Annotated in this window: 10 protein-coding genes; 3 read left to right on the top strand and 7 right to left on the bottom strand. The window is 72.2% G+C overall.

Features of this window, described 5'->3' with window-relative positions; genetic code table 11:
• The first annotated feature begins 89 nt into the window (after window positions 1-89).
• Both DMB42_RS28095 and DMB42_RS28090 read left to right on the top strand, forming a co-directional pair.
• Complete coding sequence (locus DMB42_RS28095; RefSeq protein ID WP_125638022.1) at window positions 90-1301, top strand: sensor histidine kinase; 1212 nt, start codon at window positions 90-92, stop codon at window positions 1299-1301.
• The gene (locus DMB42_RS28090) at window positions 1298-1921 is read left to right on the top strand and encodes a response regulator transcription factor (RefSeq protein ID WP_125638021.1); all 624 of its coding nucleotides are present in this window, start codon (window positions 1298-1300) and stop codon (window positions 1919-1921) included. The genes DMB42_RS28095 and DMB42_RS28090 overlap by 4 nt, the downstream gene beginning before the upstream one ends.
• Window positions 1922-1957: 36 nt before the next feature.
• Here the strand turns inward: DMB42_RS28090 and DMB42_RS28085 are convergent, their stop codons facing one another.
• From DMB42_RS28085 to DMB42_RS28065, 5 genes are all read right to left on the bottom strand, one after another.
• Window positions 1958-2893 (bottom strand): hypothetical protein, encoded by a 936-nt coding sequence (locus tag DMB42_RS28085; RefSeq protein ID WP_125638020.1) that lies wholly within the window; start codon window positions 2891-2893, stop codon window positions 1958-1960.
• A gap of 25 nt (window positions 2894-2918) precedes the next feature.
• Window positions 2919-4091, bottom strand: coding sequence for an MFS transporter (locus DMB42_RS28080; protein ID WP_125638019.1), 1173 nt, complete (start codon window positions 4089-4091; stop codon window positions 2919-2921).
• Complete coding sequence (locus DMB42_RS28075) at window positions 4092-5420, bottom strand: discoidin domain-containing protein (protein ID WP_125638018.1); 1329 nt, start codon at window positions 5418-5420, stop codon at window positions 4092-4094. It abuts the gene before it with no gap.
• A 242-nt stretch (window positions 5421-5662) separates the two neighbouring features.
• Window positions 5663-6715, bottom strand: a complete 1053-nt coding sequence (locus tag DMB42_RS28070; protein WP_125638017.1) for a right-handed parallel beta-helix repeat-containing protein — start codon at window positions 6713-6715, stop codon at window positions 5663-5665.
• Window positions 6716-6789: 74 nt separating this feature from the next.
• Window positions 6790-8757: a glycosyl hydrolase family 8 gene (locus DMB42_RS28065; RefSeq protein ID WP_125638016.1), complete on the bottom strand. Its 1968-nt coding sequence runs from the start codon at window positions 8755-8757 to the stop codon at window positions 6790-6792.
• 269 nt (window positions 8758-9026) lie between these two features.
• On the opposite strand from DMB42_RS28065, the gene DMB42_RS28060 reads away from it, so the two are divergent.
• Complete coding sequence (locus tag DMB42_RS28060; protein WP_125638015.1) at window positions 9027-10487, top strand: hypothetical protein; 1461 nt, start codon at window positions 9027-9029, stop codon at window positions 10485-10487.
• A gap of 37 nt (window positions 10488-10524) precedes the next feature.
• On the opposite strand, the gene DMB42_RS53435 is transcribed toward DMB42_RS28060, so the two are convergent.
• Entirely contained in the window at window positions 10525-10983 is a 459-nt protein-coding gene (locus DMB42_RS53435) for a hypothetical protein (RefSeq protein ID WP_185844897.1), read from the bottom strand.
• A 145-nt stretch (window positions 10984-11128) separates the two neighbouring features.
• Window positions 11129-16624, bottom strand: a complete 5496-nt coding sequence (locus DMB42_RS28050; protein WP_125638014.1) for a carboxyl transferase domain-containing protein — start codon at window positions 16622-16624, stop codon at window positions 11129-11131.
• Window positions 16625-16761 lie beyond the last annotated feature (137 nt).

Below are 16761 nucleotides of genomic sequence, written 5' to 3'. Positions count from 1 at the left end.
GGTCAACCGATCGGTTGATGCGCCGCCGTGCTGCCGGGGCCCAGTCTTCGGCAGGGGATAGTGTCGGAACGCGTGGCGAGGGGAGGGCGATGAGGGAGCGCACCTGGCTCAACTGGGCCATGCACGTGGGGTTCTACCTGCTGCTCGCCGCCTCGGCCCTGCGGCTGGTGTCCCGTCACGGCATGGTCGCCCAGACGGTGACGTCGCTGGCCGTCTGCGGCCTGCTCGCGCTCGCGTACGCGGCCGGCATCCTGTGGTGGAACCGGCTCGGGCAACGGGGGCGGCTGGTCTGGCTGGGCGGCGTGGCGGCGGTCTGGCTCGTGCTGGTGATGCTCGCGCCGTCGTTCAGCTGGTGCGCGGTCCCCCTGCTCTTCCTGTGCCTGCGGCTGCTCAACGCGCGCGGTTTCGCGATGGCCGCCGCGGCGCTGACCCTGGTGGTGATCGTGGCCCAGCTGGAGATCGCCAAGGAGCTCGACGTCAGCCTGATCCTCGCGCCGGTCGGCATCGCGGCCATGACGGCGGTGATCTTCGGGGAGCTGCAGCGTGAGAGCGCCGCCCGGCAGCTCCTCATCGACGACCTGATCAGCACCCGTGGCACGCTGGCCGACTCCCGCCACCGCACGGGCGTGCTGGAGGAGCGCGAGCGGCTGGCCAGGGAGATCCACGACACGCTCGCCCAAGGGCTGACCAGCATGGGCATCCTGCTCCAGGCCGCCGACCGCATGTGGGCCACCGACCCCGAGCAGGCCCGCGCCCACGTACGCCGCGCCGGCGCGGCCGCCGCCGACAACCTCGACGAGGCGCGGCGGTTCGTCCGCGGCCTCCAGCCGCCCGGCCTGGTCGACGTCTCGCTGCCCGAGGCGCTGGCCCGGCTCTGCGCGGACGCCGACGACACCGGGCCGCGGGTGCGCTTCCGGCTGGCGGGCGAGGAGTACCCGCTGGCGCCGGAGGTGCAGGCGGCGCTGCTGCGGGTGGCCCAGGCGGCCCTCGCCAACGTCCGCGACCACGCGGGCCCGACGACGGGCGCGGCGGGCACGGCGGCGGCGACCGTGACGGCCACGGTGACGCTGTCCTACCTCGACGGCGAGGTCACTCTCGACGTGTTCGACGACGGCGCCGGCTTCGCCGAGCCCGCGCCCGCTCCCGGCCGTGGTTACGGGCTGCGGGCGATGCGCGACCGGCTGGCGGAGGTGCACGGCGTCCTGGTCGTCGAGAGCGCGCCCGGCGAGGGCACGGCGGTGGCGGCCCGGGTGCCCGCCGCGTGGCCTGCGCGCGTACCGAACGGGGACGGCGGCGCATGAGACTCTTCCTGGTCGACGACCATCCGGTGGTCCGGGCGGGGCTGGTGGCGCTGCTCGGCGGCGAGGCCGACATGGAGGTCGTCGGTGAGGCCGCCGACGGCGCCGAGGCGCTGCGCGGCATCGCCGCCGCTTCCCCCGACGTCGTGCTGATGGACCTTCAGCTCGGCGAGGGCATCGACGGCGTGGAGGTCACCCGGCGGGTCCGCGAGCTGCCCGCGCCGCCGCAGGTGCTGGTGCTGACGACGTACGAGAGCGACGCGGACATCATGCGGGCCGTCGACGCCGGGGCCATCGGCTACCTGCTCAAGGCGTGCCCGCCGGAGGAGCTGTTCCAGGGCATCAGGGCCGCGGCCAGGGGCGAGAGCGTGTTGTCGGCCAAGGTGGCGACCCGGATGATGCGGCGGATGCGCGAGCCCGGCCCGGCGCTGAGCGCCCGCGAGGTCGAGCTGCTCGAGCTGCTGGCCAGTGGCGCGAGCAATCGGGAGATCGCCCGGCGGCTCTACATCACCGAGGCGACCGTCAAGACCCATCTGGTGCACATCTACGACAAGCTGGGCGTGGAGACGCGTACGGCGGCCGTCACCGCCGCGGTCGAGCGGCGGCTCATCCGCCTGCCCTGAACCCGCGGCCGCTGACGGCCGTTCCCGCGCCGGTCGTCACCGGACGGGCGCGGGCGAGGTCGCGTCGGCGATCATCCGGCGCGGCGGGCCGCCGTCGACGCCGGCCGCCCACACGTCGCCGTCCTTGGCGTACATGACCGTGCGGTCGTCCAGCCAGGCGGCCTGGTCGTCGATGCTGGCCCGCTCCCCCAGCGGCCTCTCGCGCATGGTGGCCAGGTCCAGTACGTGCAGCCGCCACGGCCCCGGCGAGACCCGCTTCTTGAACACCAGCCGGGTCCCGTCCGGCGACAGGGACGGGCACTCGGCGTTCTCCCGCAGCGTACGGGCACGCCAGGCGCCGAAGTCGCCCTCCACCAGGTACGTTCTGCCCTTGGTCGCGACGGTCGCGTAGAAGCGGTTGTCGTCGGCGGCGAACGTGACCCCCCAGTAGTTGACGTCGGCGGAGTGGTAGCGGCGGCCGTCTAGGTAGAGCGGGATGTCCTCCATGTTCGTGATGAGGTAGCCGGTCCGGGTGTCGAGGATGCCGGTCCAGGTCGAGAAGCCGCCACTGCTGTAGGAGTCGCCGGTGACGAACACCGTCCAGGAGGCCATCCGGCCGCCGGCCGACACGCGGGCCCGGCTCGGCACCCCGGCCAGGTTGATCCGGCGGGTCTCCCTCAGCGACCGGTCCAGGACGAGCGCCTGGGTCGTCGGCAGCGGGCCGGGCCGGACGACCAGGCACAGGGTGGTGCCGTTCGCCGTGTAGAAGCGGTCGCAGGCCCGGGAGCTGACCCGCGGCGGCGCGCCCGGGTCGGCGGCGGGCACCGACGCGACGCGTCCGCCGCTGCGTACCAGCACCCGGCCCGGCTCGGCGGCGTCGAAGCCCGCGGCGACGGGCGCGGACGGACGCGAGGACGACGCCCACGTGGCGTAGGCGGTCGCGCCACCGGCCAGCACGACCACCGCCACGACGAGAACGAGCAACCTTCTCAACGAGACCTCCCTGTCATCGTCATCGTCATCGCAGTGTTCGCCAGGCGGTGGCGGCGGCCATGACCAGGCCGGCGGCCATCACCGCGAGCGCCGCCCCCTCCCCCGCCCCCGCCCACAGCAGGCCGAACAGGATGGACGACACCATCCGGGCCGTGGCCTGACCGGTCTGGAGCAGCGCCAGGCCGCCGGTACGCGCACCCTCGGGCAACATCGGGCCGGTCAGGGCCATGAGCACCCCGTCGGTGGCGGCGTAGAACAGCCCGTGCAGCACCAGTACGGGCACCAGCCAGGCCGGGCCCATGAGCACCAGGTAGGCCGCCAGCAGCGCCACGTGCCCGGCGACGAACACCGCGGCCCGGCCGAACCGGTCGGCCAGCCTGCCGAGCGGCACCGCCAGCACCAGGTAGGCCGCGGCGGTGCCGAGCGGCAACAACGGGAACAACTCGGGCGCGATCGACAACCGCCGCTGCAGCACGAGGTAGACGAACGAGTCGCTGACCGTCACCAGGCCGAGCGCCACGGCCACCAGGCAGGCCCGGCGGAACCCGGCCTCCCTCATGACCGCCGCCCGCAACCGTACGCGGGCGGTCAGCGGGCCGCGCCGGTCCCGTACGTACAGGATCAGCAGCAGCACGCCCAGCGCGGCCACGCAGAAGCTCGTCACGAACACCGCGTCGTAGGCGCCCGCCGTCGCCGTCAGCACCCCGAACGCGGCCAGCGGCCCGAGGAAGGCGCCCACGGTGTCCATGGCCCGGTGCACCCCGAACGCGCCGCCCAGCCGTTCGGCCGGGGCGCTCAGTGTGATGAGCGCGTCGCGGGGCGCGGTGCGCAGCCCCTTGCCGGTGCGGTCGGCGGCCAGCACCAGGCCGAGGGCCGCCGCCGATCCGCCGGCCGCGAGCAGGCCCAGCTTGCACACGGCCGACAGGCCGTAGCCGAGCCCCGCGACCAGCTTGCGCCGGTCCCACCGGTCGGCGGCGTGCCCGCCGGCCAGCCGGACCAGCGCGGTGACGCCGAAGTACAGGCCGTCCAGCAGCCCGAACTGCACCAGGCTGAGCCCGAGGGCGCCCACCAGGTACAGCGGCAGCACCGCGGTGACCATCTCCGACGAGATGTCCGTGACCAGGCTGACCAGGCCGAGCGCCACCACGTTGGCGGGCACCGCCCTGGTCAGCCGGGTGCCGAGGAGCGAGATGTACATCTAGTGGCAGGAGTAGGTCGGGCTGCTGTCCTTGACCGAGCCGTCGGTCCCGACGAGCTGCCAGCCGAACGTGTTGCCGGTGAAGGTCAGCTTCAGCACGCCGAAGGTGTCGGTCAGGCGCTTCTGGCTGTTGGGCTGCACGTTCTCGATCTGGTACGGCGACGCGCCGCCCATCCCGCCCAGCACCTCGACGATGCCCTTGGCGGTGTCGGCCTGCGCGCTCGGGTTCTGCGGCCCGAAGCGCTCGTAGTGGTGGTCGTGCCCGTTCAGCACCAGTTCGGCGCCGGCCGCGTACAGCGCCTGCCAGACGGGCTTGGAGACGGGGTCGTTGCCGTGCTCGCCGGAGCTGAACAGCGGGTGGTGCCAGTACGCGGCCACGCACGGCTTGGTGGTGGCGGCGAGGTCGTTCTTGAGCCAGGTGATCTGGGCCGACTGGTCGAAGTGGTTGGAGTCGAGCGCGACGAAGTGCCAGTTGCCCCGGTCGTAGCTGTAGTAGCTCTTGCCCTGCGGGAAGGCGATCGCGCCGAAGTACGACTTGTACCCGGCCTCGGAGCCTGCCGGGTCGTAGGTCTCGTGGTTGCCGGGCACCGGGCGGGTCTTGGCCTTGAACCTGCCCCACGTCTTGTCGTAGTAGGCGCGGAAGTCGGACAGGAGGGCGTCGTCGTACTGGTTGTCGCCCATGGTGATGACGAACTCGGGGTTCATCGACTCGACCAGGGCGGCCGTCTTCGGGTGCACGCAGGAGGCGGAGCTCGCGGTGCACTGCTCGGCGATGTCGCCGGCCGCGGCCACCACGAACGTGTCACCCGGCGGGTCGGTGGGCGGGTCGGTCGGCTGGGTGCCGCCGCCGTAGACCTGCATCTCCCACAGGGAGTAGCCGTAGGAGGTGCCGCGGGTGGTCCCGTACATGCGGACGTACCGGCCGGTGGCGGTGACGGCGAGGTCGTCCACGCCGCCGTCGCCCGAGCCGGTGGAGTAGACGTCGGTCCAGGCCGTGCCGTCCGCCGAGGTCTGGATCTTGTACGACTTGCCGTAGGCGTCCTCCCAGGTCAGCTTGACCCGGGAGATCTGCTGGGAGGCGCCGAGGTCCACCCGCAGCCATTCGGGGTCGTGGCCTTCGGCCGAGGCCCAGCGGGTGGCGGCGAGGTCGCCGTCGAACGCCTTCGCGGCGGCGTAGGAGGAGGCTTCCTTGGAGGAGGAGGTGGCGGGTTTGCCCTGCGACAGCAGGGTCTCGGCGATGCCGGCCGAGGCGGTGGCGGCCACGAGCAGGCCGGCCACCAGGCCGAGCACGGCCGTGCAGGCCATGAGGGCCAGGCGGACTCTGGACATGGCGATTCTCCTGGGGGTGAGAGATCGGAGCACGGTCCGGTGAGCGGCCGGGGCAGGAGAACCTCTCGCTGAGCGCGTCACATCCTCGTGGGATGCCGCGCCGAGCCGCTTACCGGGATCGTGGACCAGGGCGCGGAGGGCTGTCAAGAAAGTTAGGAACCTTTCTTAACCAGCTCACCGATCGTTCACACGGGCACGCCGAGGCCGCCGCCCGGGGGCGGGCGGCGGGCCGGTGCGGGCCCTCAGCCCGGCGTCACCGGGACGTTGGTCAGGCCGACGGTGGCGCCGGTGACGGTGTTGGAGGAGTACACGACGTTCGGGGCGGCCGCGCACTTCGAGGTGGAGGTGATCTTGATGGCGTACGCGCCCACCCCGCCGAGGGCCGAGCGGTTGCCGCGCCAGACGTTCCCGCAACCGTTGAGGAAGGACGGACTCGTGACCGGATTGTGCGTCTCGTACCCGTTGGCGAACGTGCCGGGCGGGGCGAACGTGCCCGTGTTGCCGTCGATCGTGTAGCCACTCCCCTTGACGTCCACCCACGAGTCGGCCGAGTTCTGGCCGCTGAGGCCGGTGCCGTCGAAGGTGTTGCCGCGGATCAGGCCGCCGCTCGTGCCCTCCTTGACGTCGATGTGCTCGGCGGCGACGTACGGGCCGATCGTGTTGCCGACGACCTGGACGCGGTCCGACCGGTCCACGCCGCCGCTGTTGCCGTGGCAGGACCAGTTGGAGCCGGCCGAGCCGAGGTAGACGCCTTCGCCGTACCCGGGCTGGAGGAGGCCGGTGTGGGTGACGCGGGAGTTCCTGATGACGCCGTCGGACGAGCTGCGCCGGAAGTGCACGCCCTCGTCCTCGACGTGGTGCACGTACACGCCGTCGATCACCACGTGGGCGGAGTCGTCCAGGACGATGCCCTTCTTGGAGTCCTTGACGGTGAACCCGGTGAGCCGCCAGTACGGCGCCCCGTACAACCAGAGCCCGTAGCCCGGATCCCACCCGCCGCCGGGCACGGGACAGGGCGGCGCGCTGCCGGAGGGCCCGTCGTTGACCAGGACGGCGTTCGCCGGCCCGGTCAGCGTGACGGGCGCGGCGCCGGTGCCCGGGCGCTGAGTGACGAAGGCGCCGTGGTACTCGCCGGGCGCGAGCCTGATGGTCTGCCCCGGGACCGCCCCGGCCAGCGCCCCGGCCAGCTCGGCCGCGGTGGAGACGTCCACCTCGACCGGCGCTGCCGCAGCACCGGCGGGGGCGGGCCAGGACAACAGGAGGGGCAGCAGTCCGGCCACGAGAGCCCGTCTCATGAGATGTCCTCCCTTCGGGGCGGCCGTGCCCGCGGACGGGAACCGCGGGCACGGCCACGGATTCCGCCGGACGGTCAGGGCACCCAGTGGTTGCCGGTCACCGTGATCATGACCTGGAGCTGGATGCTGGCCGAGTAGTAGCTGGTCGCGTCGATCGGCGTGCCGAGCATCTTGGTCCACAGCGCGTCCAGCCAGGCCTGGCTGCCGGAGTCCGTCATCGCCGCCACCGCGAACGGGGCGAAGAAGGCGGCCTCGCTGCCGCTGGAGATCTGTGTGCCGTTCAGCTTGTAGCCGATCGCGATCTTGCCGGGGTCGCCGCCGGTCTTGCTCTTGATCCAGGAGTTGAGCTTCCTGGCCGAGGCGAGCGACTTGGCGTCCCCGCTGGTCACGGCGTCGTCGCCGATGCGCCACGGGGTGCGGCAGGCGTTCCACCAGAACTGGCCGTCGTTCGGGTCCTCCAGGACCTGGCCGGGGGCGGGCTTGGCGGTGGTGTTGGTGTTGACCACGAAGTCGGGCAGCAGGCCGGTGGCGGAGGCGTAGTTGGCCTGGAGGGTGGTGATCAGGTTCTGGTGCGCGGTCCTGATCGTGTCCCAGGCGCTGTTGCCGGTCGCCTTCCTGAAGGCCCTGAAGTGGTCGACCATCCAGTCGGAGGTACGGGTGATGTAGTAGTACTGGTCGCCCGAGCTGCTCCAGTCGCCCAGCTTCAGCAGGTTCGTGGACGGGTTGATCTCGTCCTTCTTGATGGCGTTGATGTGCTTGATCGCCAGGTCGAGGTAGTTGTACGTGCCCGAGCTGCCCCACTGCCGGTGGGCCAGGAGCAGGCCGTAGGCGACGTCCATGTCGCCGTCGGTGGCGCCGTCACCGCCGTCGACGCTCTTGCAGGCGGTGTCCTGCTCGGCGGCCAGCAGGTCGGGGTTGATCGAGGACGGGTGGTCGATCATCCACTTGACCAGGCCGTCGAAGATCTTCTTGGCGTCGGGGTCGGCGCCGGCCATGGTCGCGACGATGGCCATGCCGTAGCCCTGGGCCTCGGCCACGTACGGGTGGTCGGCGTCCGGCGAGATGACCTCGTACCAGCCGTTCCCGCAGTTCTGCCGGACGAAGGCGGCCTTCCACCGCTTGTAGTAGTCGACCACCCGCGCGTCCAGGGTGGCCTGGTCGCCGGACGGGCGGAGCATTCCCACGGCGTACGGGATGGTGTGGCTGCCGAAGGGCACGGCCGGACCGCCGCCGCCGCCGCCGGGCTGGGTGGTGGCCGTGACGCCGCCGCTGACCGGCGACTGGTTGCCCGCGGCGTCGCGCGCCCTGACCGTGTAGCCGTAGGCGGTGGCGGGGGTCAGGCCGGTGTCGGTGTACGTGGTGCCCGTCGCGGTGGTCACCAGGGTCGAGCCCCGGTAGACGAGGTAGCCGGTGACGCCCACGTCGTCGGTGGCGGCGTCCCAGGCCAGGGACACGCTGGTGGAGGTGGTGCCGGTGACGCGCAGGCCGGCCGGGGTGGAGGGCGGGGTGGTGTCGGTGCCCCCGGCGCCGCTGCCGTAGACCTCCAGCTCGTAGAGCGAGTAGCCGTACGAGGTGCCGCGGGCGGTGCCGTACATGCGCACGTACCGGCCGCTGCCGCTGACCGTCAGGTCGTCGGTCGCGCCGTTGCCGGAGGTGGTGGAGTAGACGTCGGCCCAGGTGGAGCCGTCGGGAGAGGTCTGGATCTTGTACGACTTGCCGTAGGCCGCCTCCCAGGTCAGCTTGACGCGGGAGATCGTGTACGTGTCGCCGAGGTCGACCCTGATCCACTCGGGATCGTGGCCTTCGACGCTGGCCCAGCGGGTGGAGGCGCTGCCGTCCACCGCCTTGGCCGCCTCGAAGCCGCTGCCCTCGGTCGAGGACGAGGTCGCCGGCCGGCCCCGCGACAGCAGCGTGTCGGCGGCGACCGAACCGCTCGCGGCACTGGCCGGGGGTGCCAGGGGGGCGGCCGCCACCAGGGCCGCGAGGAGAGTCGTGACGAGAAGCGGCACGCGCCGGGCGCGCCGCTCAGGATGTCTGATCATGCGTTGATCCTTCGGATAGGGGGTGCCATGGGGCCATCCGCACGTGGACCGTGATCGCTGACAGGCGTTAGGAAACTTTCCTAACCCTCACAGCGGACGCTAAACAAGAACACCCCCATCCGCAACCCTTCCCCCCAAACCAACCTCCGCCGCCCGCCCGGGGCGGGGACGGAGAGATCGGAGGATGGGCACCTCCGGCCGAGGACCCCGAAGGGCGGATGGCGACAAGTGCCCCGGCGGACGCCGTGAAGCCGTGCACAATGTTGGCCATGGACCCCGAGGGCCAGGAACGGTCACCTCGAACAAAACAGGTGACCGGACAATTGCGGCAGGCGGCGAGGACGGCGCTCGAACTGTTCGTCATTTGGCTCGCCGAGGACGTCCGCCCGGTCATGAGCGCGGGCGCCGCCGAGATAGTGGCACGCGTGGAGAAGAGCGCGGGCGCGGTCAAAGCGGAATGGGTCGGCCTGGCCCCGGGAAAACAGGCGGAGAACGAAGAACGGGCGAAATCATACGCCGAACGCCTGTCGGCCATCTCGGCCCTCGACCCCGGCCAGCGGGAGAAGACGTACGCGGCGATCGAGGACTGCACCCGGTGCCTGCTCGCCACGAGATGGCGCGTCCACCCGCTCAACGACCCGTTCTTCGAGCGTAACCGCGTCGTCTTCGGCGTCCAGGCGACCCTGCTGGGGATCGTCGCCGTGATCTTCGTGGTGATCCCCTTCTTCGGCTCGCTCACCCCGCCGAACGTGTGGACGATGGCCGCGTACCTGATGCTCTACTTCTTGTACGACGTGATTCACACGAATGCGCGGCGACTGCTTCGCGGCCGCCTCATGACGGTCGTACGCCTGGGCGTCTTCGCGGTTCTGCTGCTCATTCAGATACGGCCGGAATACGGCAGGGAATTCACCGCCGGCATAGCCGTCCAGCTGAAAGCCCTTTCCGCCGGATTCGGCCTGGGCACGCAGGTGCCGCAATTGCAGGCGATCGATTGGGCGGCGGTCATCACCGGCTCGCTCCGGGTCGTCTTCGGCGTCCTGCTGCTCTCGATCCTGTTGTCCCTTCTCGGCAGACTCGGGCACCTCGTCTCCGGGCAGACGTCACCGACCTACACCCCGGCGGAGTCGGCGATGGCGCTGTCGATCTACCAGGTGGTGCACGTCGCCAAGCTGCTGGACGACGCGACGGACGAAGGCACGTACGTCCCCCGCAGCCGCCTGAGAGGGCTGGGCGACGCGCTGGAGTCCGTGGCCAGGACCGTCGAAACCCTGTGGGTCAGGTCGCAGCGGACCGGCGTCCGGGCGATCGACTCCGAGGCCCGGCGGCTCGGGGCTCGGCTGGCCTTCCGGATCCGGCAGTACAGGTCCCGGGCCGTGCTCGGCGGCGACAGGAACCTCCTGGAGATGCGGGACTTCTTCGTCCAGGCGGCGATCTGCGCCGTGTCGGGGGAATGGCGGCAGATCCTCGGCGACGCCGCCGCGACGGAGGCCCCTACGGGGGTCGGTCTCGTACGAACGGCCCTGTCGAGGGTGCTCACGACGCTGCTGCCCGTGCCCGCGGCGTGGGTCGTCATCACCTGCACGGACGTGGTTCCGGCGGAGGCGCACGGCCTGCTGCTGCTGGGCGCGATCATCTTCACCCTGGTCCAGATCGCGACGTGGCTGGATCCCGGCGCGGTGACCTCGTTCGAGGTCGCGGGAAAGGTCCGCGACCTGCTGCGGAAATAGGGCCGTACGCGCTCTCGGGAGGCCGGCGGGCACCCCGTCAGAAGAACTGGCCGACCCGCAACGGGCGCACCACCAGCGAGACCGCGGAACGGCTGAGCACCTTGACCGTTCTGAGGCCGGTCAGCTTGTCCGCCCTCACCTGGACGCACTTCATGCGCACCTCGTGCTCCCCCGGAGGCGCGAAGCGGGAGATGACGACGCCCCGCTTGCCGAAGCCCAGGCCCCCCAGCCCGACCCCCACCTCGCGGAACATCCGCCACGACCCCTTGATGGGGAACGCGGTGGAGCCGACGACGGCGTGGTTGGCCTGGGTGGGGCAGTGGATGAGTATCCGGATGACGTCGTTCTGGTGCGGCGAGTCCGGCGAGACCCGGAACGAGGTGAGCTTCTGCCAGGAGGTGTCATCGTCCTGGCCGGAGGCCACCTCCGCGAAGGGGGCCGCGTCGGCGGGGGCGGAGGCGAGGGTGGCCGCCGCCATCAAAGTGATCGACCGCATCTTTCCCCTCACCGTACGTGACCAGACGGTTCCCATTGTGGTCACGTCGCCCCGGGCGGCCGGAGACGACACGCCGGACCGTACGACGAGCCGCCCGGAAGCACGCCCGGCCCCGGGAGGGGCCGGACGGGACGGACGGACGGGCTCAGGAGCCCTGGGTCAGCCTGGCCACGCCGCGTTCGACGGCCTCGATGACGCGCGGGCGCAGCTCGGCGGCGCTGATGATCGCGTCGACCGAGCCGACCTCGACCGCGCGCTGGATGTTGTGCACCCGGTCGAACTCCGCGGCGACCTCGCCGAGCTTCTCCGCCCGGACGGCCGACTGCACCTCGGCGAGCTGGGCGTTCAGCGCCGCGCGTTCGGCGCCGCTGGCCGCCGCGACCCGCGTCTGCAGCTCGCTCACGCGCGGGTCGGTCGCGGTGCGGTTGTTCACCTCGCCGGAGAACACCACGGCCGCCGCCGGGGCGCCGCCGAGCACCGAGGCGAACGAGCCCTCCAGCGCCAGCACGGTCATGTTCGGGTTGAGCGCCTTGGAGAACACCACGAACGCGCCGCCGTGGTAGCGGGAGATGACGCAGAACACGATCGGCCCGTCGAAGTTGACGATGGCCCGGCCGATCTCGGCGCCGTACTCGAGCTGGAGCTTGCGCATCGACTCCGGCGAGCCGTCGAACCCGGACAGGTTCGCCAGCACCACCAGCGGCCGGTTGCCGGAGGCCGCGTTGATCGCCCGCGCGGTCTTCTTCGACGAACGCGGGAACAACGTGCCGGCCGTGTACGAGTCCGGCCCGTCGGCGGGCGGGAAACCGCGCCGCGGCACCGGCCGCGACTCGATGCCGATCAGGCAGACCGGCCGGCCGCCGATGTGCACGTCCTGGACCGCCGAGGTGTCGGCGTCTGCCATGCCCGCCCAGCGTTCCAGCACCGGGTGGTCCTGGTCGGACAGGGCGCGCATCACCGTGCGGATGTCGAACGGCTTCTTGCGGTCGGGGTTGTGCCCGGCGGAGAAGATCTCGCCGACGGTGGCGAAGTCGCTGCCCGCGACGGAGTGGGGGTAGTCGCGGACGTCGCGGTCGGCCGGGTCGACGGTGGGGGCCTGCCGGGGGCCGTTCTCGCCGGGCACGACGTAGGTGTGGTCGTAGTGGGCCATCAGCACGTCGCGGGCGGCCGGCAGGTTGGGCGCCCAGTACTGGGCCTGGCCGTTGGGGCCCATGACGCGGTCGTAGCCGCCGATGCCGAAGTTGTCCTCGGCCGAGACGCCGCCGGAGAAGTCGAGCGACTGCTTGCCGGTGAGCACCATCGCCGAGTCGGGCGTCATGACCAGGATGCCCTTGGTGTGCATGAGCATCGTGGCCTCGGCGTTCCAGTACGGCTGCGCGCCCACGGTGATCCCGGCGACCACGATGTTGATCTCGCCGCCGGCCTGGGTGAAGGTGACGATGCGCTTGAGCGCGGCGGCCACCCAGTCCATGTTCTCGGTGCCCGAGGTCATCGAGATCCGCGCGCCGGCCGACAACGCGAACCACTCCAGCGGCACCCGCATGCGCTCGGCCAGGTCGAGCGCCGCGATCACCCGCGAGCACTCCGGCTCCGACAGCGCGCCCAGCGCCTTGGTCGGGTCGCCGAGCAGGACCACCCGGGTGACGCCTTCGGGGTGGCGCTCGGTCGGCGTGGTGACGACGCCCGCCACGATCGCCGCGGAGTTGCCGCCCTTGGGCCGGTCGACCGGGACGAGCGTGCCGTCGCCGTCGAGGTCGTGCTCGACGAAGCGGCCCCGGGGGCCGGCGAGCAGGCCGGTCAGCTCGTACGGGTAGGCGTTGCCGCGCCGGGCGGCGCGCAGCACCTTCTGGCGGTAGTCGTCCAGCGGCTGCACCGGCTCGTCGGACGGCTTGCCGACGTGCAGGCTCGCGCCGTGGCCCGAGTCGAGGGTGATGCGGACGGCGACCTCGCTCAGCTCGCCCGAGGGCGTGCGCTGGCGGGCCACGAACTGGACCTCCTCCAGCCCGGCGCCCGCGGTCGTCGGCAGGATGCGCTGGACCAGCATGTTGAGCTCGTCGGTGGTCAGCTCGGTCGAGGGCCAGACGTACATCATGATGCGGTTGGTGTCGAGGCGCTTGTTCTGGGGGCGCTGGGCCTGCATGTTGCGGATCGCGTCGAGGCCGGCGGTGAGGGCGTCCTCGACGGCGGGCAGCGCGACCAGGCGGCCGTCGGCCTCGCGCAGCGGCGTCAGGTCGCGGACCTGGCCCATGGCGATGAGCCGTTCGTCGGCCGGGTTGCTCTTGGCGACGGCCCTGAACAGGTAGATCTCCTCGTCGGAGGAGGGCAGCCTGGTGAGGTCGAACTCCTGGAGCCGGTGCAGTTGCAGGCGCTGGGCGATCTGCGGGTGCAGGCCGCGGATCAGCCGGTCCTCGGCGAAGCCCGCGCCGTCGGGGCGGAAGGTGAAGTGGTGGTGCATCACCGCGCCGCTGGTGCCCACGACGGTGGTGGTGATCCGCCGTACGCCGGGCTGCGGGCGGGCGGCCAGCAGCCCTCCGAGCCGTACGGCCATCGCCTCGGCGTCGGGCTGGCCGTCCCACGTGAGGTAGAGGTCGGCGACGAGCCCGCGCTCGCCCACACCCTCGGCCAGCGCGCCGACGGCGTCGAGGGCGTCGGGCAGGGCGGCGATGTCGACGGCGGTGGTGACCAGGCGGGTCACGCCGCGCGGGCCGGTGTGCTCGGCGGTGACGAACCGGCAGCCGGCGCCGTCGCGGGTGGTGACCTGCGACAGGCCGCGGTTGCCGTAGTAGCGGCGGGTCAGGACCTCCAGCAGCGGCGCGAGGTCGCGTTCCGGACGGCCGATGCGCTGGCCGAGCAGCCGGACGAGCGGCTCGGAGCTGGCCACCATGGCCTGGATGCGCTCGGCGCGGTCCGGCGCGTCCGGGTCGCGGTCGAGGTGGCGCAGCTCGTCGCGGACGGCGGCGTAGACCTTGGCGCGGTTGCGGCGCAGCAGCGGCTGGGCGAACCAGCGGAACACCACGCCGCGGGCCAGGTCGGAGACCACGGGGAAGCGCACCTGCGTGGCCTCGACCAGGTGCTCCAGGGCCAGGCCGGCGCGCTCGCCGAGCGACTCGCGCGGGGACGAGCCGGCCAGCCAGGCGCGCAGCAGCTCCGACGTGACGGAGACGCCGGTGGTCATCTGCTGCTGGGCCAGGAAGATCCGGAAGAGCGCCGCCTCCAGCTCGGGGGTGCGGTCGAGGTCGTCGACGCCGTAGTGGCGCAGCATGCGCGTCAGCTTGGCCTGGAACGCCTCGGGCAGGCCGGCGCGTTCGACGTCGAGGCTCTGCAGGTAGCTGTGGAAGTACTCGCGCGGGCTGTGCACCGGGCTGCCGGGCTCGACGTCGAGCTCGCCGCCGGGCTTGTTGCGGCTCAGCTCGGACAGGTCGGCGAAGACGGTGAGCAGGTCGAGCTCGCCCTCGATCACCCGGTCGTCGAGCTCGGCCCGCGCGGCCAGGTAGTCCGACAACATCCGCGCGCGGTCATGGGGGTCGGCGTCGAAGCCGAGCAGCACGCCGCGCAGGTCCGCCAGGCCGCGCTCGGCCCGTTCGGCGGCCGAGGCCCGCGGCGGGGCGGCGGGCAGGTCGATCTCGGCGGCGGCTGTGGCGGCGGCGGCCTGCTCGGCCTCGGCGCCGGCCAGGGGCTCCAGGCGCATCAGCGGCGCGCCGGCCTCGACCTGGCTGCCGACCGAGACGGCGCACTCGCGGACCCGGGCGCGGAACGGCGCGCGCAGCACCGTCTCCATCTTCATGCTTTCGAGCACCAGGAGCGGCGCGCCGGCCTCGACCTCGTCACCGGCCGACAGGGGCGTCGCCACGACCAGCGCGGGCGCCGGCGAACGGACGACACCGCCCTCGTCGCGGCTGATGCGGTGGGTGACGCCGTCGACCTCGACCAGGTGGATCGGCCCGTGGGTGGCCGACATCAGGCGGAAGCGGCGGCCGTTCACCATGATCCGGCCGCTGTGCTCGTCGAACCGGTCGATCTCGACGTCGACCGGCTGGGAACGCTCGCCGTCGGAGATGACGACGCGGAAGCGCCTCTGCCCGGCCCTGGCCACCCGCAGCCGGTAGGCGGCGCCGCGCAGCTTGAGCGTCAGCGGACGGCCGCTCTCGTGCTGCACCTGCGGACGCCCGCCGTGGGCGGTGGTCAGCAGCCGGCCGCGGCTGATCTCCTCCTCGTCCTGGTACGCCTCGATCGCGGCGGCGGCCAGGGCGACCGCGGAGTGGCGGTGGCTGACCAGGCGGCCTTCGGCGCGTACGCGGTCGATCCAGCCGGTGTCGGCGCTGGCGTCGATGACCTCGGGCTGGTCGAGCAGGTCGAGCACGAAACTCTTGTTGGTCGCGCCGCCCTCGACGATCACGGTGGTCGCGGCCATCGCGCGGCGCAGCCGGGCAAGGGCCTGCTCGCGGTCGCGGCCGTAGGCGATGATCTTGGCGATCATCGAGTCGAAGTCGGCCGGGATGGTGTCGCCCTCGCTGACGCCGGTGTCGACGCGGATGCCGGGCCCGGCGGGCAGCACCAGGCGCGCGATGCGGCCGGGCGCGGGCGCGAAGTCGCGGTCGGGGTCCTCGGCGTTGAGCCGGGCCTCGACGGCGTGGCCGCTCTCGCGCGGCTGGGGGCCCTCCAGGCGCCCGCCGGCGGCGACGTGGAGCTGGAGCCGGACCAGGTCGGTGTCGGTGGTCAGCTCGGTGATCGGGTGCTCGACCTGGAGCCGGGTGTTGACCTCCAGGAAGGCGAACATCTTGTCGCCGGGGTGGTACAGGAACTCGACGGTGCAGGCGCCGCGGTAGCCGACGGCCACGGCGGCGGCCTCGGCCGACGCCTTCAGCTGCTGGGCCTGGTCGTCGGCCAGGACCGGGGAGGCGGACTCCTCGATGATCTTCTGGTTGCGCCGCTGCACCGAGCAGTCGCGCACGCCCAGCGCCCACGCCGTGCCCTGCCCGTCGGCGATGACCTGCACCTCGACGTGGCGGGCGCCGGTGACCAGGCGCTCCAGGAAGACCACGCCCGAGCCGAACGCGCGCTCGGCCTCCTGGCTGGTGCGCTCGTAGGCGTCGGTCAGATCCTCGGCCGAGGCGACCATGCGGATGCCGCGCCCGCCGCCGCCCGCGGTGGCCTTGAGCATCAGGGGGTAGCCGATCTCGCCGCCGGCGCGCAGCGCGTCCTCCAGCGTGGCCACCTCGCCGCGGCTCCACGGCGCGACCGGGACGCCGACCTCCTCGGCGATGAGCTTGGCGCCGATCTTGTCGCCGAGCCGGCGCATCGCCTCCGCGCTCGGCCCGACGAAGGTGACGCCGATCTTCTCGCACAGCTCGGCGAAGGACGGGTCTTCGGCGACGAAGCCCCACCCGACCCACGCGGCGTCGGCCCCGGTCTCGATCAGCGCCCGCTCCAGCACGGCGTGGTCGAGGTAGGGCCGGGCCGACGCGGGGCCCAGCGGGTAGGCGACGTCGGCCTCGCGGACGAAGGTCGCCTCGCGGTCGGCGTCGGTGTAGAGCGCGATCGTCTCGATCCGCTTGCCGGTCTCCGCCGAGAGATCCCGGACGGCGTGGATGAGCCGCATCGCGGCCTCTCCGCGGTTGACGATGGCGACACGATTGAACACCGGTTGAGCCTCCCACGTACCCCGTACAGAAGGCGAAGTCCGGGACGGTTCCCGGAGCCTCGCACGTCACTGTCTCTACCGTGCTCGATCAACGCCTGATGCACCAATGTCGGTCTAGTGCATGCCGGGGCCCCTGC

It is taken from the genome of Nonomuraea sp. WAC 01424 (genome assembly GCF_003947315.1).
In the GTDB taxonomy this organism is placed as follows: domain Bacteria; phylum Actinomycetota; class Actinomycetes; order Streptosporangiales; family Streptosporangiaceae; genus Nonomuraea; species Nonomuraea spiralis.
This window is presented reverse-complemented; position numbering and strand designations above follow the sequence as displayed.

What these genes read in the sequence shown, in the direction of transcription:
- DMB42_RS28060 (WP_125638015.1), top strand. Translation starts at nt 9,027, where the DNA reads ATGGACCCCGAGGGCCAGGAACGGTCACCTCGAACAAAACAGGTGACC.
- DMB42_RS28080 (WP_125638019.1), bottom strand. Translation starts at nt 4,091, where the DNA reads ATGTACATCTCGCTCCTCGGCACCCGGCTGACCAGGGCGGTGCCCGCC.
- DMB42_RS28090 (WP_125638021.1), top strand. Translation starts at nt 1,298, where the DNA reads ATGAGACTCTTCCTGGTCGACGACCATCCGGTGGTCCGGGCGGGGCTG.
- DMB42_RS53435 (WP_185844897.1), bottom strand. Translation starts at nt 10,983, where the DNA reads ATGCGGTCGATCACTTTGATGGCGGCGGCCACCCTCGCCTCCGCCCCC.
- DMB42_RS28065 (WP_125638016.1), bottom strand. Translation starts at nt 8,757, where the DNA reads ATGATCAGACATCCTGAGCGGCGCGCCCGGCGCGTGCCGCTTCTCGTC.
- DMB42_RS28075 (WP_125638018.1), bottom strand. Translation starts at nt 5,420, where the DNA reads ATGTCCAGAGTCCGCCTGGCCCTCATGGCCTGCACGGCCGTGCTCGGC.
- DMB42_RS28095 (WP_125638022.1), top strand. Translation starts at nt 90, where the DNA reads ATGAGGGAGCGCACCTGGCTCAACTGGGCCATGCACGTGGGGTTCTAC.
- DMB42_RS28070 (WP_125638017.1), bottom strand. Translation starts at nt 6,715, where the DNA reads ATGAGACGGGCTCTCGTGGCCGGACTGCTGCCCCTCCTGTTGTCCTGG.